Below are 21119 nucleotides of genomic sequence, written 5' to 3' on the forward strand. Positions count from 1 at the left end.
CGTGCGGTGGCTCCCGGCCGTGCGGCCGGGAGCCACCGGCAAGGCAGCTAACCGTCGCGCAATGCGTGGGTGAGCGCCTCCTGGAACATCGGGGTGTGATCGGCCGGCGGGTCGTCGACGAGACCAGGCCGGTGGAAAGCGAAACGTGCGATGTTCCGGGGCCGGAAGTGGCGCCATCCGGAGGAGGCCAGACGGTCGGTGACCGCAGTGCCGTCCACAGGGGTGACGCATGCGAAGGGGACGCCGTGCCCATGGTTCAGCAGGCGCATACCGCGCTCCGCGCACCACGTCCGCAGGCGGTCATCCGGGTCGATCACGGCCCGGTTGAAGATTCTCCCTTCCGCCTCGCGCAGCGCCCGTTGGGCTGTCCGCAGCAGATCCAGTGACTGGGCGCCGGACTCGGCCACACGGAGCACGCGGTGGAGGTGTTCCAGTTCCGGCCGGTCGTTGCGTACGAGCACGAGCCCCAGCCCCACGGCCAGGCCCAGGTGTTTGTGCAGGGGTGCGAGCACGACGTCACCGCGGGCGAGCGCCGCCGCGGTGAGCGCGGTGCCGAGGGACTGTGCCGCGTCGACGATGCGGATCGCGCTGCCCGCCAGGTCGTCGACCGTGCCGGTGAGTGGCGATACATGCGTGCGCAGTTCCCATTCCGCGTCCGCGCCGCCTCGGGGCAGTATCTGCGCGTAGGCCGGGTAGTGCTGGTGGTCCGGACCGCAGGTGCGCACCGCATGGCCGGACGCGCTCGCCGCGGCGAGTACGGCCAGCAGTCCGGACGTGGTGTTGTGGAGCAGGTAGAGGGTGAACTTGCCTGCTTTCGGGCCGAGTTGATGCACCAGCCGGTCCGCTACCGACGTACGCAGGGCCGCGGCCTCGGCGAAATAGTGCCGGGTGAGGCCGGGCGGTTGCAGTCCGGGGTGGAGGGCGGCGGCGTCCAGAGTGCCCATCAGCCGTCACCCCGCTCCCCGTACGTACGGCAAGCCAGGTCACTCAGCACCGTGGCGACCACACCGTCCGTCGCGCGGATCCGTCGGACATGTCGGGCGCGTTCGAGGCCGGGGAGACCGTCTCCCACGACCACCGCGATATCGGCCCGGCCCAGCATCTCCTGATCGTTGAGATCGTTGCCGAGAGATGCCACAGTACGGGCCCGTTCGCCGGTCGGTACGGCGGTCAGTGCGGCGAGGGCCGCAGCCTTGGTGGCTCCCGCGCAAGTGATGTCCACGACCCCGTCGGCATGCGCGCACAGTTCGAGCGCCGGCCCGGTGGCCGCGCGCAGCTTTTCGACGGTGTCGGTCGTACCCGGTGCGTGCACGGTCAGCTTCACCACACCCTCCAGGGACACGCGCTCCAGGAACGGAACCTCTGCCGGGTCCAGCTGTACGCGGTCGGGGTAGTCCATCCACGGGAATCCGGTGCCGCACACCACGAAGCGGTCGCCGTGGTCGAGATAGAAGTCGGCCCCGTCGGCGAGCAGACCGTCGACCATGGTGCGCAGCGTGTCGGAGGGCAGGCAGACACGACGGGACACGGTGCCGCCGGACACGGTGACGGCGCCGTTGCAGCAGATCAGCGTGGCCCGGTCGGCGAGTGGGCCGAGCAGCTGCCGGACGCCCCGGGGAGCCCGGGAGGTCGCGAACACCAACTCCACACCGTCCTGGTCCGACAGTTCGGCGAGTGCCGCGGCGACGGCGGGCCCCGGACCGAGGCTGTCAAAGGCCAGTGTGCCGTCCAGGTCCGCCGCCACCATGTCGACGCCGCCCGCCTCGCCGCGCCCCTTCCGTTGCCCGGGGTCCCGGAGCAGCCCCTCGGAGCGCAGTTTCGGCACGATGAACCGGCCGAAGACGGAGCCGAGTTCGATGCCGTCCTCGCCGTACCGCGCGTCGATCCATGCCACTTCCGCGATCTCGGCGGAGGGCTCGGCCACTCCGTCCGCCTCGACGAGGAAAGCCTCGATCTCCACCGTGGTAGACGGGTCCAGGGCCGAACGGTCGCTGAACGTCCCGAAGGGACGCCAGGAACGCGTCCGCAGCCCGGTTTCCTCGGCCAGCTCCCGGGCGAGCGTCTGCTCGGAGGTCTCCCCCGGTTCGCGCTTGCCGCCGGGCGAGAGAAACACCGACGACCCGTGCTTGCGGACCACAAGGAGGAGGCCGCCGCGGACAATGACCGCGGCGACCTTCCGGATCGTCCTCACGCCGGGACCGCCGCCAGTTCGTCGGCGGGTGCGGAGCCGTGGCTCGGTGCGGCGAGGGCGCGCCCGGAGAGGAAGTCGATGATGTTCCGGCTCAGCGCCTCCTTCTCCCGGAGGTAGGCGAGGATGGTCTCGTCGGAGGGGGTGGAGAAGCTGTCCCCGAAGATGGAGACGCCTTCCAGCGACTTCGTCGACAGTCCGAGCTGGAGCAGCCGGTACTTCACATCGTCCTGCGAGACGGCGAACTCGTAGATGGGGCTGTGGTAGTCCAGGCCGTACTCGGCCAGGAAGTCCACGAAGTACTCCTTCGCGACGAGGCGCTGCTCGGGGAACTCCTGCTGGTAGGCGGCGATTCCGTCGTTCACCACGGTGATGCCTTGACGGTGGCAGTAGTCGATCACGTGGGCGTGGATGGCGATCTTCTCGCCCAGCAGCACGAGGTTCTTGCGGTGGGCCAAGATGTCCTGCTCCAGGTTCTCGATCGCGATGCTGCGGAACGCACCGCTGGTGTCCTGCACCACGTGGGTGACAACCAGGTCACCGAACCGCTCACGGAGTTCGGCGACGCGCAGGGCGAGGATCTCCCGGTGCAGCGAACAGCCGCTGTTACCGCTGAACAGGTGGACGGGTATGCCCTGGAGCATCAGCACGGAAGCGGCGAGGGTGCTGTCCCGGCCACCGGTGAACATCACCAGCTGGGGCTGCTCGGAGTGCGTGGAAGTCATGAGGTACTCATCTTTCTTGACGTGTGGTCATGTTCCGGAAGGTGCTGCGGTGGCTCGGGGTGCGAGCCGGGAGTGCCCCGTGTCCCTTGTGAGTCACGTGGCAGGAAAGCCAGTGCCGCGATGCCGGCCACCAGGACGCAGGCGGCCGAGAGGTACATGCCTGTTGCGGGCCCTTGGCCGCTGCCGGGCAGCGGGACCGCGCCGAAGGCGGTGACCAGCGCCAGGCCGAGTGCGCCGCCGACGTTCTGGAAGACGGTCAGCAGGGCGGACGTCGTGCCGTGCTCCTGTGGCCGTACGGCGTCCATCGCCATGATCGACGCAGCCGGATAGCACAACGCCACTCCGCAGCCGATGGCCACCGTTGCCGGGAGCAGCCCGAGCGCGTAGGGGAGTTCGAAGCCGACCGCACCCAGATAGACCAGCGCGCAGGTCACCAGGGCCATGCCGGCGGCGAGCACCCGGCCGGGCCCGAAGCGGGTGACCAGACGGCCACCCCAGACACCGACCGACGCGTTGCTGATGCTCTGCGGTGCGAGGGCCAGTCCCACGGCGAACTCGTCGTAATGGCGGCTCAGAGCCAGTTCGAGTCCGGTCAGGTACATCGAGGCGACGATCGCCGCGAACACCCCCGCCAGCGCGGCGCATGCGGCGAGCACCCGGGCCGACCGCAGCACCCCCGCGGGGAACATCCGCGTTCCGCGACGTCTGCCCCGGTGGATCAGCACTGCGGCGAACACGCCCGCGACGGCGAGCTGCCCGGCGACCATCCAGGGGGACGCATCGCCGATGCCGCCGATGGCGACGACCGAGAGGATCACCGCCGCGGTGAGCGCGACCGCCGCCAGGGCGTCGACGCGAGCGCCGGTGCCGGGAGCGGAGCTGAGGGTACGCGTCACCACCAGCACGGCGGCGACCAGAGGGAGATAGACCAGGAAGCTGGCCCGCCAGCCCAGTTGGGCCACGAGGAATCCGGGCACGACGAGCCCGAGTGTGAACCCCGCGGCTCCCATCGCCCCGTACAAGGCCAACGCCTTGTTGCGCAGTCGGCCGGGCGGCAGACTGGCCGTGATCAAGGCAATGGCGGCGGGGGCGCTGAAGGCCGCCCCCGCGCCCTGTACGAAGCGGCCGCACACCAGCCACCAGCCGGAGGGTGCAGCGGCGCACAAGGCGGACCCCAGACCGAAGACCCCGACGCCGATCAGGAACATCGCGCGCCGGCGCCATGCGTCGACGAGCCGCCCGGCCGCCGGCAACAGCCCCGCGTAGGCGATGAGAAAAGCGCTGGCGGTCAACTGGAGTTGTGCGGGAGACAGCTCGAGACTGCTCCGCAGGGCGGCGATCTGCACATTGATACTGGAGGAACTCATCCCCTCCAGCAGCAGCACCGAGCAGATGAAGCCAATCCGCCACCAGGAAACCTTCGTTGCCGGTTCGTCGTCCGGCGACTGTCTTTCCTCTTGCATGGTCCCCTCATAGCGACACCGCCGTGAATTGGCGGAGACGACCCCTCACAAAGGCAATCGCGTTGCGCCGACGGGCCGTCGAGGCAATTGCCTGAAGTTGAATTCAAAAACCCTCTGAGGCGCATCATGGCGGCCCGGCATCACATGCCAAGGACGCGACCAGATCCTTCCCCTTGGTCGGCTTCCGGCGCCGCGTTGATCTTCGTCTAGTAGAAACATGCATGTCAAGCACCGTTTCTCGAAGAAGTTTTCGTATGTTTCTACGAGAAGAACCGCCCGGGACTGGCGGAACGCGAAAAAACTATCCATTTCGACTAAGTCGGTCACATGGGGCGCCGCAATACAGGGAGAGCAGCCCGCCCGGCCCTCCCGTTTTCGGTCGAAAGAATGAGGACAGCGGACCCAGCCCTACATCAAAGGAACAGTTATCCCTCACCAAAGGAACAGTTATCCCTTCACCATTCCCCGGGATTACCGGATTTCACGGGACACAGTCATAGAGGGCGAAGCTTCCGTCCGAGATTCGGCCGTAAGCGCGGGACGGGACGCGAGTTCAGTTGCGCTTCACCCAGATCGTTGCCGGTGTGGACGGGCGGCGTTTGACTGTGCACTGGGCACTGGGGGATGCAGGATCTGCCCTTGAAGCCGGCCGGGGCCTGCATGCCGGGCAGTTCAAGACCCCCGAACGCAAAGGCCGCATGCACACCGATCTGGCACGGGCCTGCTGGCAGCTGCGCAAGCCCGAGCAGGCAGCCACCGAGCTGCTGTCCGCCGTACGAGTCTGCCCCGCAGAAGTCCGCGACCGGCCGGCCATCCGTCGGATCGCAGCCGAGCTGCGCTCGCGTCATGCCCAGGTGGTGGGGGTACGTGAGCTGGACACGGTGTTCACAACAAACGCTTGACACCGCGACCGCCCGGTTGTGCTTGAGCCAGGGAATTGCGCACTCCACCGCGTGGCGCTCGCGGTAGTCGTCCCGGTCGAACTTCGTCGGCTCACTGCCAGGGGAAGCTACGCAAGTCAGTTGACCTTCTCGAGGATCGTCGCCCTCGTCCCGTGCCCTGGCAGGTAGGCGCGGTTGGCATAGGAGGCGTATGGCGTTTGCCTTGTCCGTCCGCACTCACTCCGGGCCGGCCCCGACGACCGGACGTCCTCCAGCACAACGGTGAACTGCGGCTAGTCACCCCTTAGCCAGCTGTCACCATGACTGGCTCCGTCGACGTCCAGTGACAGCACCTGTGCATGGGTTCGGACGGCAGTTGGTGATCAAGCCAGCCGAATATGTCGATGAGAATCGACGGCACGTGGCCGTAGGGTTCGAGCATGGCAGACGAGAGTGAGCAAGCTGTTGAAGCGGCCATTGATGCAGAGCTGAGGCTTCTCGACCCTGACGTGCGTGCTTCGCCAGTACTTGTCTCGGAGCTTCTGGACCCAGCGTTCATCGAGTTCGGGGCCTCTGGCCGCCGGTGGGACGCGGCATCGATCCTCGCCGTGACGAGTGCCAACTCTGTGGATCCGGAGTCGCCTGTCAAGGTCAGTGAGATGTCAGGGGCCGTGCTTGCTCCGGGTGTCGTTCACCTGACGTACTTCGCTGACAACAGCGGACGCCGAGCATGGCGAAGCTCCCTATGGCGTCTGACGGAGACGGGTTGGCGCATGTACTTCCACCAAGGCACTTTGGCCAGCTGAGCAGAGGCAGCCCGCCGCCCCATGAGGGCAGCGGCCCTCGTCAGCTCAAGAGGACGTCAGCTTGCCATGTAACGTCCAGGGTCCTGCCGAGCAGGTAACCGCCGTCGGTGACCCCGCTCGCCTCCCCCACGGCGACCGCAATGGGACGCTCTGCCGCAGCTGTGCAACCTACGCGACTGTGAGGTCCCGCTGGGTGAGCGTAGAGACACCTCCCGATGAGGTCACCGGATGGCCGTCGGTGCCGTCTTCCTGCGTCAGACCGACAACGCCCCAGGGAACGCTTCGTGACCGACCCCGGGCACTGTCACCGCCAGCCAGCCGTGACTGGTCATGAGGGTGCCCTCGTCGATCTGCTCCGGGTCGACCGTGAGCCGATCGGCGACGCCGTTCGCACTCCACTCACACAAGGCGTTCGGCTCGTACATCCCCGGCTCCCACAGCGGATCGTCCGTCTGCGGCTCCTCCCACGGCAACGGCTCCCCCGTCCACTGCGGCTCAAGGTAGGTACCGTACGAACGGAGCACCCGGCCGCCTTCGGCTATCGCCCAGGCATGCGCGTCGTCGTAGCTGTCGCGGGAGTAGTAGTGGGCCTGTCCGCAGTGCTCGCTGACCCGCTCCAGCAGCCCGTTGCTGACGCAGTCCCACACCGGCGTGCCGAACACCATCCGCCAGCCGGAGAACTCCGGTGTGATGAAGGCCCGGTACGCGGTCAGCCCCTCCCCGTCAGGGCCGGTCAGATCGGCACGGTCGTGCTGAACGCCGGACATTCCCATCGCCATCGTCGCCGGGATCCGATCATGCAGATCCAGTGCAGCGAAGACTCCCTCGCACGTCGCGGCCGGGACCGCGATCCACGCGAACGGACAGTGCTCGTCCCACGGCCGGTCGTCAAGCAGTCTGATCCGCACCAGCCGCTCCAGTGCTGCGCGGTCATGGCATGTCAGCTCGTCGCCGGCACCCAGTACGGCGAGCGCGTGCAGCGCGTGCCGACGCAGACGACCGGGGCCCTCCCGGCGGATCACCAGCAGTTCCGGCACCACACCCCGCCCGATCACGGTCAGTTCCTTCTCACATGACCAGCTGCGCATGGCTGCGCTGGTTGTTGAAGATCCCCTCGAGGACGGGGTTGGCGTCCTGGGCTTCGTCCAGGAGCAGGAAGTCAGTGTTGATCTTGGGGTTCGTGAGGGACCAGATCTTGAGGTAATGGTCGTGGTCGAAGCGGACGGCGCCTTCGTCGGGGTGCTACAGGTCGGCCCATGCCTTGCGGGCGAAGGGCGCTCTGGGCGAGTAGTTGCCGCTAGGACCGTGTCGCCCTCCTGCACTCGTCCCCGGAGGGCTCGCCGCGTCCGACCGGCGTGCTGCGGTCGTAGGGGTCGATCTGCGTGCCGGTCTCGTCCGTCTGGCGGTCCGTGCCGAAGGGAGGGGTGAAGTAGCCCGTTGGGGTGCCGCAGCCGCCGTTGGTCATGTCGTACTTGTACGAGACGATCGAGAACGTGCCGGGCTCGGTGATCACCTTGTCAGGGTCGTCCCAGCTCAGGACCAGCTCGCGCCGGACGATCGTGCGCACGATCTCGTCGCCGCCCTCGTCCGCGCGGGTGACCGGGTAGACGAAGGTGACGTCGGCGGTCACCTGGAGCGCGCCGCGCTTGCCCTCCCGGTAGGTGAGCCGGCCGCGGGTTTTCACGATGTCGCCGACCAGGTGGGTGCGGGAGGGCTGGAAGCGGCTGAAGAGGAGGAGGGGGTCGTTTTTCTCGCTCGGGGTTCGGAAAGCGGTTTTGAGAAGGTTTTGGACGTCCTTTTGGTGTGGGTTGATCAGTGCGATCGCCTTGTCGGGGCGCTGGCCGCGCAGCACCTGGCGGTCCAGGGCGGATGCGGCGAGGAAGTCGCGGCTGCGGGCGAGGGCTCGCTCGACCTCGGCGGCGCTCATCCAGCCGACCGCGTCGGCCTTCGGCACGGTGATTCCGGCTGCTCCGTTCGCCCAGTTGGCCGCCGGTGAGCCGCGGAACGGCTCGTCCATGGTGGGGCGTTGGGCTGCTTCCACGGGGGGAGCCTGGGTCGGGCGGGTGGTCTCGGCCGGCAGCGGTGGGGAGTCAGTGCCGGCGAACAGGTCTACTATCCGTCCCGGCGCGAGCGCTATCACCAGCAGCACGAGCGAGGCCAGCAGCCCGGCCGCGTACCAACCCGTGCGCCGCTTGGGCTGCGGGGGTGTGTAGCTGCGCCAGCCCTGCGGGCCGCGGTCGGGCTCGGCGCGCAGCCGCTTTGCCACGGCGCGGGCCCGGGCTGATGGTTCTTTGGGTGCGTCGGCGGCGCCGGCTACCGACTCGCGCAGAAACCGCTCCCACTCCTCGTCGGATCTGGACGAGCCGTCCGGTTCCGTACCCGCACCCATTCCCAACCCCCTGGCAACCAGTAGACCGCGGCCCGCTCCCCTGGGGCGCGTCCGCATAATGACACAGAGTGGGAAGAGGGCATGTCCGGGGCGGGGATTTGGTGGTGGGGCCGTGGAGTGGAGTGAGGTGGACTACCTCGGCTGTCTGCAGTCCGAGCGGCGGGGCTATGCGTGGGTGATGCAGCACCATGGTGGGCTCACGCCGACGCGGGCGTGGGAAGCTGCCTTGGAGCGGTACCCGTACGAGCCTGACGACGCCCCGTTCCGTGGGCTCTTGTTTCATGATGAGGCGTGGCACTGGGCGATGCTGGCGATTCATGGTGATCGGTATGTGGTGGAGCACCCTGAATTGGCCCACCCGTCAGCTGAGTATCTGGATTCTTGAGTGAGTGTCGTGCTCTGGGGCGTGTTCCGCTTCTCGGGCTGGTGATGGCCGTCTGCTTGTGCTGAGTTGGTGGCGGACGAAGACTCGGGTGTGTGCCGCCAGGAAGCGCCCTTCACAAGGAGCGCCCTTCGCTGGAGAGATGGTCGCAAAGGACGGCGGAGGTTGGCTGGCCAGCTCGTGGGCTATGTGGAGGGAAGCGAATGCGGGCCCGCTGGCGGCGGGTGGGGTGGGGGCTGGTGGGCCGCCGGGCTGCCCGGCCCGGTGTGTCCTGGGGCGTGTGGGTGAGCGGGTGAGCGGGTGAGCGGGTGAGCGGGTGAGCGGGTGAGCGGGTGAGCGGGTGGTGGCCGCTCTGGGGGTGTGGGAGGCCAGGCGGGCGCGCTTTGGTGGGGTGCTGGGGTGGCTGCGGGTGTGCACCGGGCGGGTGGTGGCTGGGCGTCAGGGAGAGGGGGTGGTGCCGTTGCCGTCGGTGGCAGCGTTCGGTTGGCTTGTGCAGGCTCTCGTTGACGGGTGTGGGCTGCTGGGCGGTGTGCGGCAGCGTCCCGCAGGCGTTCGGTGCGGCCGGCTTCCCCGTTCGTGCCGACGGCGGTGATGGCGCCGGGGGGGGCTGGTGGTGACGGGCAGCGTCGTGCTGGATGGCTTCGTGGTGCTGGATGGCTTCGTGACGCTGGATGGCTTCGTGGTGCTGGATGGCTTCGTGGTGCTGGATGGCTTCGTGAGCGGCGGGGTCTGCCGGGCGTGTGGTGAGCAGCTGAAGGGCGGGTGCGGTGCGGGATGACGGGATCGGTGTGGGTGTAGGTGCTGTCGCCAAGGGCGGTCATGTTCCGGCGTGTCCGGGCGTGGCCGTGGTTCTCCGAGGCCCAGGGTCTGGGCCCGGGCTGGCCGTTGAAGGGTTGTGCCTGCGCCCTGAACTCGGCTGACGGGTCCGCCCGTTTGCGGGTAGTGCCGCACCGGCCACCAGCCACCAGCCACCAGCTGCAGGGCGCGCGGGCGCTCCTGCCCTCGCGTCCGGCCGGCACCCTGCGAGCGGGCAAAGCTCCCTCGGTGTCTATGCCGTTGGGGGCTTTTCTCGTTGTGGGACCGCACAGCTGTAGGGCGCGCCGATCGGTGAATCGGCTTCTGTGCTGGGCGTGTTGAGCGTGATCACATCGGATCGAACATTCATTCCTGTCCGGGGGGGGATCATGCAAGCCGCACGAAGAAGGGCCGCGCTGCGCTGTGTTGCAGCCGGTGCCGTGCTCGTTCTGGCCGCCGCCGGAACCGCTACCGCCAGAGATTTTCATCGACAGCCAAGAACACACCGTGAAGCTGGGAGTGTTCCTGTCCCACACGAAGTCGAGGCGCGCCGAACTCACAGACGACCGGCTGCGGGCACTCGCCGGCCTCGGACTCGAATGGGCGGGGTCCGGTGCAGCCGGCGCCGGAGCGCCATGAAGGGCCCCTTCCTCAGCGTCCCTTGCGCCGGTGCGCTACGGAGCTGCTCTGGGCGAGACGGCGAGCGGCAAGGCCGTCCACCCGGGCGACTGGGGCGGCCGGCATCCGTGTCAGGTCACACCCGACGGTGAGCCACCGGCATCGTCATCGGCCAGTTCTCCGCCGCGCACGGCATCGTCACCCTCCGCACTGCAGACGGCGAAGACGTCGCCGTCAGCGCCGGCCGGCGCCGGCCGGCGCTGACCGGCACACCGTGCGAGGGTGATGTCTCGTCGTCACGACTCCCTGACGATTTCGACATCGTCAAGGGAGTGCCGGTGACCGCGCTGGTTGAGGTCGGGCTGCGGTGAACGGCTGAGGCCGGAAGCGCGGCGTTCCGCCGATCCGTTGTCTGAGGTGCGTGTTTGACTGCCGGATATGCATCAGAAGACCACTCTGGCAGCTCTGCGCGACTTCTGCGCCAAACATCTCGGCACCGGCCTCGCCGACCGCCCCGTGGGGCTGGCCCGACCCGGCTTCGCGCTCACCGACGCGGCCCCCGGCCAGGCCGCCGGACACAGCCGCTTCGGGGGCAGAGCCATGCTGGAGCCCGGTACTCCATGACCGACGTGCGAGGGCCTCCCCCTCAGCCTGCTCGCTGTCCTCGACACCGACGCCCTGGCCCCCTGGCTCGGCGGCCTCCTGCCACCCGGAACCGGACTACTCAACTTCTTCCACCTCGACACAGAATCCGAGCAGAGCGACCCGGCCGCCTGGGAGGTGGCGCGGGGCTTCGGCGTGGAGGCCCCGGAGGTGGGGAGGGTCATCGCAGCCCGTTCCACGCACGCGGTCGAAACGGGCCCACCCGCTCGATCCAGCGTCTTCGCACCCGTCGCCTGGGCAGCGGAGCCCGGCTTCGCCTTCCCCGACACCTGGGATCACGCCTGGGACACACTCCACCTGGGATACGGGGGCAGCGACTATGAAGCCATGGAAGCGTTCAAGGACGCGCTGCACACCGAGTTGTCGCCCCCCGGCCTGCTCGTCTGCCAGGACATGGCCTTCGGCCGACCGGTCTTCCCCACGGGAAGCTCGTCGGTGATGTCGAACGGTGAGGATTCGAACCATTACCACCACCTGCTCCAGCTCTCCAGCCGGTACGAGTGGCACCTCGGCGGCGACGGCGGTTGGATGCACTGGTCGATACCAACCCAGGCACTCCGCGCCGGCGACTTCAACAAGGCGATACCGACCCCGGACATCTGGTGACCTTGTCTCTCCGGCAAGTTCGAGGAACAACCGCGATCCGTTGCCCCTCTGGACCACCTGAATCGTCGCCCACCGTCGCCTGATCCCAGCGGGCCTGTGGCGCGCCCGGACCGGTGGGGACCGGTGGGGACCGGTGGGGACCGGTGGGGACCGGTGGGGACCGGTGGGGACGGGTCGGGACGGGTCCGGACCAGTCGGGACGGGTCAGGTCAGGTGGCCGTGGGATGCGGATGCCGACGAAATACGGCTCGGTCCTTCACACAGCGGGCAGTGCCTTCCAGGGGCATCGCAGCCTCGCCCAGCCGGCACAACGAGAAGGCGCCGGCCGGCCGGTACCAAGGGGGCGCGTAGAGCGCCTGGACAACGGCACCGACGTCACGCTCGGCGTAGGGATCTCCAACACCAAACCCGCCCGCCGCCACAAACTCACCCACCACAACGTGCTCAGCGCGCCAGGCTTGGCATCAACTGGCCTCAGGCCCGAAACGCTACGAGACCCAGCACGTCACAGGGCAGATCCCTGGGTCTCGTGCCGCCGGCGAACACCGGTGCCGGCGGGGAGCCGGCTGAGCTCTGTCCAAGCGGTGCTCCGGTCAGCGCTCCAGTGCGGGCAGGCGGGCCAGGCCGGTGTCGAGCATGATGCGGTCGATGGTCTCGTGCAGGGCGCTGTCAGCGCCGATGACGGTCTCGATGCCGTCGGGCAGCAGATCACGCGGCCGGTACCAGTCGCGCAGTTGCCTTTCGTTGACGTCATCGGCGATCGGCTTGGTGGCATGCCGGGCGAGGGTTTCGCCGAACGGCACGTCCAGGTAGTAGCCGTGGGTCGGGCCACGGTGGTCGGCACGCAGCCGGGCGAGCATGTCGCCGTAGCGGCCGGCGTCAAGGATGCCCTCGACCACGACGTGATAGCCGGCGTCCAGGGCGTAGCGGGCTGTCAGGTCGACCAGGCCGATGTTCGCGGCGCCGGGCCGGTCCCGTTCGCGGAGCACGATGCGGCGGAGGTTGTCCTGGCCGACCAGGGCCAGGCCGCGGCCGAACCTCTCGCGCAGGCCCGCCGCGACGGACGACTTGCCCGAGGCACTGTTTCCGCGCAGTACGACCAGCCGGGTTTCTTCGGTTCCCACCATCACGGCAGTCACGCTACCGAGCACGTGCCGGGGATGACGAGGATGACAGGGATGACGGGGATGACGGGTTGTCATGAACCCCTGCGCCGAGGCATCCGCGCGCCGGCCGGTCAGCACCGCTTGGCCTGCGTGCCGTGTGTGAGGGCGACCGGGTGCGCTCGGCGACAGTGGCGGTCGTTGAACGCGCCTGCCTCCTGGCTCCTGTCCGCGCCGGACCCTGCTTCGGACGCGGCCACCTTGTCGAACGCGAGAGACTGGCAGCCTGATGAACACCCCCATCCGCTGACCGACGAAGAACTGGCCGAGACCGAGGAGCGCGCCCAGGCTGCGGCTCCCGGCCCTGGCACGTGCGCCGGCTCGACGACGGCCACGCGATGAGCCTTGTCGCCATCAGCACGGTCCCCGACACCGGGGACGGGGAGCGCCGGCCAGGCTTCGACCACCGCACGATGGTGGCGCCACGCTCGTCCAGCAGCCGCGCTGCGTCGACGTGGCGGACGAACGATGGGACGAAAACGCCCACTTCACCGCCAGTGCCCGCCAGGACATCCCCCGCCTGGTCGCCGAAATCCACCGCCTTCGCCATCTACTCGCAGGCCAGGACCAGAAACCTGGCGACGGCTGGCTGACACCACCACCCCACAGGTTTGGCCATTACTCGCGTCCTTGCGGGTACCAGCGCAGTTCCACGGTGTTGCCGTCCGGGTCCTGCACATAGAGGGAGACCGCCATGCCGCGGGCGCCGAAGCGCTCGCCGGGACCGTCCAGCACGGTGAAGACGCCCGAATCGATGACCTGCTGCCAGTCCAGCGGCTCGACCACCAGGCAGATGTGGTCGACGTTGGAGCCCTCCACCTGCCCGCCGGGCGCCTCGACGAGGTCGATGATGGTGGTGGGGCTCACCCGCACGGACGGGAAGGAGACGCTGCCGGCTCGCCACTCCTGCACCCGCACCGGTTCGAGCCCCAGTGGGCCGGTGTAGAAGGCGAGTGAGCGCTCGATGTCGGCGACGTTCAGGACGAGGTGGTCGAAGGCGATCACGTGCACGGTGTCTCCACGGGTCGGGGCGTCGGTGGTCGTACGACGGGCCGGCGGTCTGGACCTCGCCCGTCCGGGGTGGTGGTGGTGGTCGCTGACTGCCGTGGCCTGCCGTTGACTTCAGCATCGTCGAGCAGGCATCCATCAGTCCAACACATGTTTGTCATCCGATCCATCGTGTTTCACGATGGATCGGATGATCCCGCAGCAGATGCGCCGTGCCCTCGCACTGCCGAAGCCGAGCGGGAAGGCCGGCTCGGTGAGGTCGAGGGCCTCCAGGCAGGCCTGGCTGGGGCAGGACAAAAACTCCCCCGGCCGTCCTGCGCCGGACCCGCCCGGCCACGAAGTCTTCGGGAATCCGATCCACGGCGCACAGGCACAGGCACCTCAAGGCGGAAATCAGCAACGCACACGGGCCATGTTCCTCTCAGCCTTCGCCGCCCTGCGCGACCCCGCTCCCACACCCTGCGACACATGCCGGACCCGGGGAAGACCTGCCCCAGGCTCTCCTCCGCCTGGCCCGCCACCGCATCAGCGTGCTGTTCGCCATGCCCCGCGACGGCACCTTCCACGAACCCCGCCTCCCAGGCGAGGCTGCACCAACCGGCCCACAGCAGGCCGATTCAGATCAGCACCTTGTGTCGCCTGTCCACGCCGAGATACCTGCGGCAGCCCGGCGGACCGCTTCGTGCGGGCACGGGGCACGGCCCAGGGGGCTCGGCCTCCATCAGGCCGTGAGGGCCGTCGAGCCATCGCGGACACCAGCAGCTCGCGGGCCCCGGACTGCAACGGCAGCAGCACCTCACGTGGCGAGGCGACAACGCACGACCCGCTCACCAGCAGGTCGCGAGCTCCTTCGAGCCGGGGACAGTGACGTTGCCGGAATACACCCAGCCCTCGGTCGGTCCTGGACGAGTCCGCGCAGCTATGCCCGGATCCTTGTCCGGGTGCGCGACGGGGACACATCCGGCCGACGCAGCAGCAGAAGCAGAAGGTTCCGGAGCCCAACCGTCAACGACGCCAGCACGACGACGGGCACAGCAACCGCCAGCCACCTGCAGGGATTCTTCTCCACTCAAGATCTGGGCGGCCACGTGCACAGAGCATGGGAAAGCCATTCAGGCAGGGCCCGGGCACGCTGCCGGTACCCGTCACGGGGTAGGTGAAGGCCGCGGTATTGGTGGCACCGCCCTCGACGCGCTCTGGGAGCGGACGGGGCTGATCCTCTCCACGCGAGTGCAAGGCATGTCGCCTGTCGCCTGTCGCCTGTCACCTGTCACCTGTCACCTGTCACCAAGGTGCCGGGACCACACACCTAAGGGCGGTGGGGCCGCGTCGTGGTCTGTGGTGTTCGTACGCCCAGGACGCTGTGCTGCGCCACTGCTGCGGCCGTCGAGCCCGTGTCGGCGCGCAGGGCGGCGGCCATGCGCGTGCGGAGATCCTCCGCGCGCTCGTCGAGAAGGATGGTCGATATCACCAGCTCGAGCGTGAGGCAGTCATAGTCCGCCGAGGCGCTGCGGTAGCGCTCCGGGTCCGACTCCACGAGCGCGGACGTGATGCGCCGCCCGCCGCCGTCCACCTTCGTGAACGCGGCCTCGTACGCGAGGAATCCGGTCCAGCTGCGGTGCAGGAAGAGGCGGTCGTCCTCCGCGTAGATGTTCCACTTCTCGTCCATGCTCCCGGCGCGGTATCCGAGCCGGATTCGCTGCCACTCGCTCTCGGACCACACACGATCGGGGACGTTCGGCATGGGGCGCGGAAGCGACATGGCGTGCGCCTTACGGAGGGACGATCGCGTCACGGGCATCTGCTGGGACATACCAGGAAGCGTATCCCTCGGCACCCGCAGCCCTCCCCGCCCACTGGCCTCAGCATCGGGCGAGCGGCGTTCAACTCCGTTGAGAATGAGGGAATTTCGGGGCCCTGCGAACCCTCTGAAGGAGGTTTACGCCGGGTGTGATGGGGTGTTCCCGTCGGACCACCATGCGAAGACGACACACGACAGACGTAAAGGGACACGATCGGTGACATCAGGCTCAGCGACCCGCTACGACCGGAAGGGCGCCCAACTGCTCGCGCTGCTGCTCGCCGGGGCCGCCCCCGGCGACGCCGGGCGGATACGCCGTCGGCTGGGCGAAGAGGAGCCCCGTTACCTCACCTGGGTGCCCCTCAGCGCACAGGCCCGCGCGAAGGCGGCCGGCGACCCTGACCCGCGCGTACGGCGAGCCCTGGCCCGGGCCGAGGATCTCACCGTCGACGACCTGGTCGCGCTGCTCGAACGCCCCGACCCGGTCGTCGATCAGCGTGTGTACGAGCATGCCGAGGCCCGCCCCTGGATGCGCCGTCTCATTCTCTCCCCCGGGCGGCACCCCGAGCCCGCCGCCCTCGCCTCGCTGCTGACCCGTATCCGCGCGACCACCCAGGAAGCGCCGGCCCTGCCCCACTTCGTGGGTGCGGCCGTGGTGAGCGAAGCACCCGAGCTGGTCGAGCACGCCCTGCGCACCTGCGGCCGCGCGCTGACCACAGCCGAGCAGCTGCGTGCCGTGCTCGGGTTGCTCTCGCATCCCGACCGGCTGCGCGCGCTGCTCGACCCTGCGACCGGCCCGGTCCCCCTGCACCCCGCGGTTGCCGACATCGCACGCAGCGCGCTCGACCCCCAGGGCGAGACCGGCGGTGTCCGGCTGCGCGCCGCGGTGGCCAGGGCCGAGGGACCCGAGGGCATGGTGGATGGACTCCGCGCGGGCGAAGCCGAACCGTTGTGGCGCCGTACCGTCGACTGGGACGCCATCGTGACGGCTCATCAGTCCGCGCCGCTGCCGGAGCCGGTGATACGCATCCTCGCCGCCCACCCCGGCTGTCCCGGGCAGCTGCTCGCCCGTCTGTATGGCACCCACCCCGCGGTCGTCGCCGAGGCCGCACCTTCCTGTCCGGCCCTGCTGCGCGTTGCCGCCCGCACGCCCGGCCACCCCGAGCTCCTGCGGATCGCCGCCGGCCTGGGCCCGTCCGGCGATCACTCAGACCTCAGCGCACTGGTCCTCGACACCGTCGCCCCCGCACGCACAGCGGCCCGGGCTCTGCGCGAACTCGGTCCCACCGCACCCCTGCGCACCCTCCTCCACCGCCAACTCGGCGCCGATCCGCGGCGCTGGGCCACTCTGCGCACCTCGCTGTCCCGGCACAAAGGCACCCTCGCCGACCTTTTGGGCGGCATCGCCGAGGGCACGGTCCCCGAGCCCGCGCCCTCGGTCACGCCTCCCGCCCTGACCAAGCCGTACCGGTTCCTGCTGTACGCCGCCGAACCCGACGATCTGCGCGGGATGCTCCCCCACCTGCCCGACGAGCTGCTGCACACCCTGCTCGGCAAGGGCCCGCTGCCGGCGCACGCCCTCCACACCGCGCTCGCGGCATCCGACCCCCGTGTGCGGGCGGCCATCGGCGGCAACATCACCCTCGGCATACGCGATCTGCGCCGGCTGACCGACTGCGACGAACCGACGGTCAACGCCGCCGTGTACCGCAACCAGAGGGCCACCCTCTCCCTGCGCCGCGCAATCGCCTCAGGCGTCCCCCGCACCCCGGGCCGCACCGAGCTCGTCCCCCTCGACGCCGGGCTGCGCGCCGAACTCCTCACCACCGAGGACCGGTTTCGTCGCAGCCCGCTGATCACGAGCGGCGACCCCGAACTGGTCCTGCATTCCTGGGGCTCCGGGCAATGGTGGGCGAGCGACAGCGCGCGCCACTTCTCCGTGGTCCGGGTGTGGGAACGCGGCGGCCCGGACGCCGTGCGCCGGCTCCTCGCTCTGGTCCCCGTCGCACACCCCTCCTCGATCACCACCAAGGCGGCCGCCGCGCTGGAGCACCCCGACGGCCTGGACCAGTTCCGGGAAGGGCTCGAGCCCTACGATGATCCCGACGCGCTGCCCCGGGTCTTCGCCACCCCGCGCGGCCGCAACGCCACCCGCCGACTGATGCGGGAGATCGTGCACGAGCCCTACGTGTACGACTTTCCGCGCCTGATCGCCGCCCACCACGAGCACACCTTCGAGCCCGAGCCCATCGAGGAGCTCCTGCGCCACGAGGACGTCGACGAGGCGATCCGCCAGGCCCTCACCGCCCGCGCGAGCGGCCTCGACTCCGAGCCGATCGATCATCTGCGTGCCACGCCGTACGACGCCAACCTGCACGGCTGGTTCGCCGAAACCGTCGAGCAAGGCCTCCTCGGACCCGAGCAGCTCGTCGACACCGCTCAGCCGGCCGCGGCGTCCCTCACCTACCTCGGCCATGTCGGCGTCCGGGCCCACCGGCACGCCGTCGACCTCGTACGCAAGCACCTGGCCGGCCACCCGGAAGCGTGGGTCATCGCGCTCAACCTGGTCACGGCCTTCGCCGGCTCACTCGCCGAACTGATCACCACGGCCGCGAACGTGGCAGGCCCCCGGCCCGACGCCGAAGAGCTGGCACGCCTCGACGCGAACGCCCAGGCCACCGACGCCCCGGCTCCGGTCGACACCCCCGCACCCGCACCCACCTACGCCGAACAGCGGGAGCGCAAAGGAATCCTGGACCCGGCCGCGGCCCTCGCCTCGGCGCACCTGCTCCGCACGCTTGTCGCGGGCGCGCCGCTGCCCACCGACCCCTCAGTCCTCGACGTCCTCACCGCTACACACACGAACGACGTCCCCGGACTCTCCCATCCCGACTGGCTCGTGGAGGCGTGCGACCGGCACGCCTCACCCGACACACGCCGGCACCTCGCCGAGAAGGCGACCGCCCGGGCCGCGAAGTCCGGGCTGCTGGCCTGTCGGCAGGGGATCGTCGCGCCCAGCGAGATGGTCGCCCGGACGCCCGCACGTGAGATGTCTCCGCTGCCGAGGGACTGGTTCATACGTAACGTGCCCGCCGCTGCCGCTGTGCGTGCCGCGCGCCGGCTGGTCGCCGACCGGCTCGGCACCGACCCCGAGCGGTGGCTGCGCGCGCTCGCCGCGATGGACACCGACTGGGCCGAGCGGCCTTTCATCGAGCTGCTCGAGCACGGCAGCGCGGACGCCGTCGCCACGGTGCTCACCCCGGCAGGCGCCGGACTTCTGCTCCACGCGGGCACCGGCGCTCTCGCAGCCGTACTGCCGCGGCTGGACACGCAGGCCACGCTCACCCTCACCGAGCGGGCATGTACGACCAACTACCCCTACCTGCCCGACGCCCTCCTGGACCATCTGTTCACCCACGACGACCGCGCCGCGCTGCTCGTCCTGGCGCGAAGCTCCCGCCGCCGGGACCTGCACCTGCGGCTCCTGGCGGTCGACGACCCCACGATCAACGCGGCGCTGTACGGGGACATACACAGCAGCAGCCCGACCGTCGAGATCCGCCGGCTCATCCTCTCCCGCCGCCCTCAGGGCCGGACCGCCGACGGGCCGGACGCCCTCCTCCCGCTCGCCCCGGAACTCCGCGAACGGCTGCTCGCACGGGTCCACTTCGACAAGCGGACGGCGAAGCACTACCGCGTGCTGGTCGAAGCGGCCGACCCCGAACTCGTGGAGCACGCGCTCGCCTCATGGGGCAAGCGCGTTCCGCTCCCGGACCACCTCCTGGCCGCGCGCAACGCGCTGCGCCACGGCGGCCCCGACCACCTGCGCTCGCTGATCGACCGGGGCCTGCTCAGCGCGGGCGCCTCCAAGGTCGCCACGAAGGCGCTGTCCGCTCCCGACCCGGACGCGGTCCTCTCCGCCCGCCTCGACAAGGAACTGAGCACGCAACGCCTCGTCGCCAAGCTCCGCACCTGTGGGGAACACGAGCACAAGGAAGTCCTGGACCTCCCCTACACACGCGACTGGGACGTCCTGATCCGGGCCCACGAACAGGAGCCGTTCCGCTCGGAGGTATGGGGCACCATCGCCCGGTTGCCGGATGCCCCGGACGAGCTCGCGCCGGCGGCCTTCGAGTACTGGTCCTGCTTCATCGACCGCACCCTGACCGACCGCGGCCCCAGCTGGGCCCGTGCGGCCATCGGGAACATCCCGAACCTGTCGCTCCAGCGCAAAGAGTGGGCCGCTGTACTCGACGCCCTTCTCGAACAGGGTCTGCTCTGCGGCAAAGAGATCATCCACGGTGGCGCCCTGGCCAACCGAATGCTCCACTACCTCGCCGAAGCCTCCGTCCGCCAGGAACTCCCCACCGACCTCCAGGCCGCCGTCCAGGACGCCACAAACGAACTGGCCGCCCTGACCGACAAGCTCCTGGGCACGGACAACAAAGCCTGGCAACGCCTCTTCGCCGCCCTGACCGGCAAAGACCCCCACTGGCCCATGCCCGGCTCCCGCACCACCCCCGCCGCCCTCCTCCACCACGCATCCCAAACCCCCTTTACCCCTCAGCAGGCCAAGGCCGGGGAGCCGGCATAGGGAGGTGGTCCCTCGGTTTACCTCCAGGCCGTCAGCGTCAGCCTCTCCCCCTCCTCCGAGGGAAGGAGGACCTGGACGAGCGGGACGGCGAGGGCCTGACATAGCGAACCGACCCACTCGCGCATCAGCACCGCTGCACGGCGGTGAACTCGTCACTGCAGGCTTGTCACCGACCTTCCGACTCTGGTCCGCTGCAGATATCAAGTGGACCACCGCCCACGACGACTGCCACTCCACCAACCTCACCACACCGGACCCGCCCTTCTCAATTGCCCGACGACAGGGACCCGGGACATAGGCCGGTCCCAGGTTTCCTTCCGGCACAGACCGCAAGGAAACCTGGGACCTGTCCGACGAGTCGCATGACGCGCCGGTTGGCGCTCAATGCGTCTGCGGGTTGGCCTGTTCGGATCCCGCACGGGATCCGAACCTCGAGCCTTACCCAGGCAGTCTCACTTCCACGGGTCGCTGAACGACCGGCCAGGCACCGGCTTGGCGATGAGCGCCACGGCGATGAAGAAGTTGACCTGGCCGATCGCGAACATCAAGGTGGCAAGCGCCTTGGCCTCATAGTGCTCTGCTGCCTGGGCATACAGGACGTCGGAGACCCTCTCACCGTGCGCGGACGGCTGAAGCACGGCTTCCACGAGTGCCAGCGCGGCACGCTCGGCGCCGGTGAAGTACGGCGAGTCCTGCCAGGAGGCCACCGAGGTGATGCGCTCCTGCGACTCCCCGGCCTGGCGCAGGAAGCCCGTGTGCAGAACGGTCAGGTAGGTGCTGCCGACGATCTGGCCTGCGCGCAGCTGGACCAGGCTGATCGTGGAGCGCGGTACCGAACCGTTGCCGGTGAGCTTGAACAGCGCCGCCGACACCGCTGCCAGCTCGGGTACGAGCTCCGCAGGGTCCTCGGTCATCCGCGGAACCATCGGGACCTCCGCCGTGATCGAACGTGTTTCCATTGCCGCCTCCTTCGGGCTTTCATGTTGCTGTCACTGCCCTGACACATCGCGACAGAGAAATGTGACCGATGAAAGACA

At 69.2% G+C, this 21119-nt stretch carries 15 protein-coding genes and 3 pseudogenes; 7 read left to right on the plus strand and 11 right to left on the minus strand.

Annotated elements, in window-relative coordinates; genetic code table 11:
• Positions 1-47: 47 nt before the first annotated feature.
• Genes ADL29_RS03430 through ADL29_RS03445 form a run of 4 tightly spaced genes read right to left on the minus strand, consistent with a single transcriptional unit; the run spans position 48 to position 4376 of the window.
• Positions 48-944, minus strand: a complete 897-nt coding sequence (locus ADL29_RS03430; protein ID WP_053922280.1) for a DUF6024 family protein — start codon at positions 942-944, stop codon at positions 48-50.
• Entirely contained in the window at positions 944-2191 is a 1248-nt protein-coding gene (locus ADL29_RS44815) for an HAD hydrolase family protein (protein ID WP_053922281.1), read from the minus strand. Before ADL29_RS44815 ends, ADL29_RS03430 begins: the two co-directional genes overlap by 1 nt.
• Positions 2188-2913, minus strand: coding sequence for a hypothetical protein (locus ADL29_RS44820; RefSeq protein WP_053922282.1), 726 nt, complete (start codon positions 2911-2913; stop codon positions 2188-2190). The genes ADL29_RS44815 and ADL29_RS44820 overlap by 4 nt, the downstream gene beginning before the upstream one ends.
• A complete protein-coding gene (locus ADL29_RS03445; protein WP_053922283.1) occupies positions 2910-4376 on the minus strand; it encodes an MFS transporter in 1467 nt (488 codons plus the stop codon). The genes ADL29_RS44820 and ADL29_RS03445 overlap by 4 nt, the downstream gene beginning before the upstream one ends.
• A gap of 557 nt (positions 4377-4933) precedes the next feature.
• Between ADL29_RS03445 and ADL29_RS42310 the strand changes: the two genes are divergently transcribed.
• Together ADL29_RS42310 and ADL29_RS40385 are read left to right on the plus strand one after the other, a co-directional pair.
• Positions 4934-5278: a hypothetical protein gene (locus tag ADL29_RS42310; RefSeq protein WP_053922284.1), complete on the plus strand. Its 345-nt coding sequence runs from the start codon at positions 4934-4936 to the stop codon at positions 5276-5278.
• 419 nt (positions 5279-5697) lie between these two features.
• Entirely contained in the window at positions 5698-6063 is a 366-nt protein-coding gene (locus ADL29_RS40385; RefSeq protein WP_078970704.1) for a nuclear transport factor 2 family protein, read from the plus strand.
• Between the two features lie 254 nt (positions 6064-6317).
• On the opposite strand, the gene ADL29_RS03455 is transcribed toward ADL29_RS40385, so the two are convergent.
• The 3 genes and pseudogenes from ADL29_RS03455 to ADL29_RS03460 form a co-directional block, all read right to left on the minus strand.
• The gene (locus ADL29_RS03455; protein ID WP_053922285.1) at positions 6318-7118 is read right to left on the minus strand and encodes a hypothetical protein; all 801 of its coding nucleotides are present in this window, start codon (positions 7116-7118) and stop codon (positions 6318-6320) included.
• A 16-nt stretch (positions 7119-7134) separates the two neighbouring features.
• Positions 7135-7338 (minus strand): annotated as a pseudogene (locus ADL29_RS44825) (DNA helicase); the annotation flags it as partial.
• Between the two features lie 22 nt (positions 7339-7360).
• Positions 7361-8452 carry a hypothetical protein gene (locus ADL29_RS03460; RefSeq protein WP_053922286.1) on the minus strand — a complete coding sequence of 364 codons (1092 nt, stop codon included), beginning with the start codon at positions 8450-8452 and terminating at the stop codon, positions 7361-7363.
• A gap of 992 nt (positions 8453-9444) precedes the next feature.
• Here ADL29_RS03460 and ADL29_RS43285 point away from each other — a divergent pair.
• From ADL29_RS43285 to ADL29_RS03470, 3 genes and pseudogenes are all read left to right on the plus strand, one after another.
• Positions 9445-9612 (plus strand): hypothetical protein, encoded by a 168-nt coding sequence (locus ADL29_RS43285; RefSeq protein WP_157878364.1) that lies wholly within the window; start codon positions 9445-9447, stop codon positions 9610-9612.
• 1073 nt (positions 9613-10685) lie between these two features.
• The gene (locus ADL29_RS44830; RefSeq protein WP_245689122.1) at positions 10686-10871 is read left to right on the plus strand and encodes a hypothetical protein; all 186 of its coding nucleotides are present in this window, start codon (positions 10686-10688) and stop codon (positions 10869-10871) included.
• A 21-nt stretch (positions 10872-10892) separates the two neighbouring features.
• Positions 10893-11516: pseudogene (locus ADL29_RS03470) on the plus strand (DUF1963 domain-containing protein); the annotation flags it as partial.
• Positions 11517-12109: 593 nt separating this feature from the next.
• Here ADL29_RS03470 and ADL29_RS03475 read toward each other — a convergent pair.
• Both ADL29_RS03475 and ADL29_RS03480 read right to left on the minus strand, forming a co-directional pair.
• The gene (locus ADL29_RS03475) at positions 12110-12643 is read right to left on the minus strand and encodes a P-loop NTPase family protein (protein WP_053922288.1); all 534 of its coding nucleotides are present in this window, start codon (positions 12641-12643) and stop codon (positions 12110-12112) included.
• Between the two features lie 654 nt (positions 12644-13297).
• Positions 13298-13690, minus strand: coding sequence for a VOC family protein (locus ADL29_RS03480; protein ID WP_053922289.1), 393 nt, complete (start codon positions 13688-13690; stop codon positions 13298-13300).
• Between the two features lie 343 nt (positions 13691-14033).
• Between ADL29_RS03480 and ADL29_RS40405 the strand changes: the two are divergent.
• Positions 14034-14268 (plus strand): annotated as a pseudogene (locus ADL29_RS40405) (IS110 family transposase); the annotation flags it as partial.
• Positions 14269-14996: 728 nt separating this feature from the next.
• Here ADL29_RS40405 and ADL29_RS03485 read toward each other — a convergent pair.
• Complete coding sequence (locus ADL29_RS03485) at positions 14997-15500, minus strand: hypothetical protein (RefSeq protein WP_063788379.1); 504 nt, start codon at positions 15498-15500, stop codon at positions 14997-14999.
• A 205-nt stretch (positions 15501-15705) separates the two neighbouring features.
• On the opposite strand from ADL29_RS03485, the gene ADL29_RS03490 reads away from it, so the two are divergent.
• On the plus strand, positions 15706-20082 hold the full coding sequence (locus tag ADL29_RS03490) for a hypothetical protein (protein WP_053922290.1): 4377 nt from the start codon (positions 15706-15708) through the stop codon (positions 20080-20082).
• 452 nt (positions 20083-20534) lie between these two features.
• On the opposite strand, the gene ADL29_RS03495 is transcribed toward ADL29_RS03490, so the two are convergent.
• Complete coding sequence (locus ADL29_RS03495; RefSeq protein ID WP_053922291.1) at positions 20535-21041, minus strand: carboxymuconolactone decarboxylase family protein; 507 nt, start codon at positions 21039-21041, stop codon at positions 20535-20537.
• Positions 21042-21119 lie beyond the last annotated feature (78 nt).

The sequence above is a fragment of the Streptomyces chattanoogensis genome (genome assembly GCF_001294335.1).
GTDB lineage: Bacteria > Actinomycetota > Actinomycetes > Streptomycetales > Streptomycetaceae > Streptomyces > Streptomyces chattanoogensis.

Bases quoted from the DNA above. Each gene is read 5' to 3' on its own strand.
- ADL29_RS03485 (WP_063788379.1), bottom strand. From the start codon at position 15,500: ATGTCCCAGCAGATGCCCGTGACGCGATCGTCCCTCCGTAAGGCGCAC.
- ADL29_RS44820 (WP_053922282.1), bottom strand. From the start codon at position 2,913: ATGACTTCCACGCACTCCGAGCAGCCCCAGCTGGTGATGTTCACCGGT.
- ADL29_RS44830 (WP_245689122.1), top strand. From the start codon at position 10,686: ATGCATCAGAAGACCACTCTGGCAGCTCTGCGCGACTTCTGCGCCAAA.
- ADL29_RS03460 (WP_053922286.1), bottom strand. From the start codon at position 8,452: ATGGGTGCGGGTACGGAACCGGACGGCTCGTCCAGATCCGACGAGGAG.
- ADL29_RS40385 (WP_078970704.1), top strand. From the start codon at position 5,698: ATGGCAGACGAGAGTGAGCAAGCTGTTGAAGCGGCCATTGATGCAGAG.
- ADL29_RS03495 (WP_053922291.1), bottom strand. From the start codon at position 21,041: ATGGAAACACGTTCGATCACGGCGGAGGTCCCGATGGTTCCGCGGATG.
- ADL29_RS03475 (WP_053922288.1), bottom strand. From the start codon at position 12,643: ATGGTGGGAACCGAAGAAACCCGGCTGGTCGTACTGCGCGGAAACAGT.
- ADL29_RS03430 (WP_053922280.1), bottom strand. From the start codon at position 944: ATGGGCACTCTGGACGCCGCCGCCCTCCACCCCGGACTGCAACCGCCC.
- ADL29_RS03445 (WP_053922283.1), bottom strand. From the start codon at position 4,376: ATGCAAGAGGAAAGACAGTCGCCGGACGACGAACCGGCAACGAAGGTT.